An 897-nucleotide genomic window follows, 5' to 3' on the forward strand; every position below is an offset into this window, starting at 1 on the left:
TGCGGGCTGGGACCTGTCATGGGAGGTCGCCGACACCGGCGGCTGGCTCGCGGCCCCCACCTACAACGAGACCACCCGGTTCTCGGCGCAGAACGCGACCTCCAAACCCGGAGTGCTCGGCACCGACGGCACGAGCCTGATGATGTACGCCGACCGCGCTGGCGACGACATCCGCGCCGTACTCGCGAAAGGCGCCAACGGGAACATCGTGGTCTTCCACGGCGGCGACGTCAAAGGGCGGCTGATGGACGTGTGGCCGGTGCAGGTCGCGTGCGTGTGGCAGCCGGTCAACGTCGGGGACTCGCCAGCGATGATCCCGGTCGACTTCGCCGTCACCGGCGACGTCAAGCCGGGCCTGACCGTCCCCTAGTACGTCCATTCGTGAGTGGTCGTCCCGTCGAGCGCGAACAGCTCCAGGCGGAACACGCCCGCGTCGGCGGCCTCCGGGGGCGCTTCGAACCCGACCGTCCCGGCAGTCTCGCCGGTGATGCTGCCGTCCAACATGTCCGGCGTCGCGTAGGCGCTCTGCTCGTACACGACGCCGCCGGCGACGAGCACGGGCGTGATGGCGGGGCTCCAGCCGGAGATGAAGTCAAGTTCCCCTGCGGTGACGGTGATCGTCACCTCCGCGAGGACGTGGTCGACGCCGTCGATCGCCTCGGCGCGGATGCCGGTGACGTCGTACGTGTAGGTGGCCTTGTCCGTCTCGGTCGACAGAACCGTGGTCCCGCCGACCGTCAGTTCTGCCGCCTCCGGCTCCTCTGTGGTGGCCTCGGCCGTGGTCGCTTCAGCGCTCGTCACGGATTCCGAAGGTTCGGGGTCGGCCGGGTCGTTTCCGCAGGCGGCCAGAAGGAAGACGGCGGCGAGGACCGTGAGGGATCGTCTCATCTGGTCACG

The 897-nt window shown here is 69.1% G+C and carries 2 protein-coding genes; one reads left to right on the top strand and one right to left on the bottom strand.

Features of this window, described 5'->3' with window-relative positions; genetic code table 11:
* Positions 1 to 370: phage tail tube protein (locus ABFX50_RS50735; protein ID WP_346158505.1), on the top strand; the 370-nt coding region annotated here is incomplete at its 5' end.
* Here the strand turns inward: ABFX50_RS50735 and ABFX50_RS50740 are convergent.
* On the bottom strand, positions 367 to 897 hold a 531-nt coding region (locus ABFX50_RS50740), incomplete at its 5' end, for a putative periplasmic lipoprotein (RefSeq protein ID WP_346158506.1). The two genes, ABFX50_RS50735 and ABFX50_RS50740, sit on opposite strands and share 4 nt — an antisense overlap.

The sequence above is a fragment of the Nonomuraea recticatena genome (genome assembly GCF_039533245.1).
Taxonomy (GTDB): Bacteria; Actinomycetota; Actinomycetes; order Streptosporangiales; family Streptosporangiaceae; genus Nonomuraea; species Nonomuraea roseola.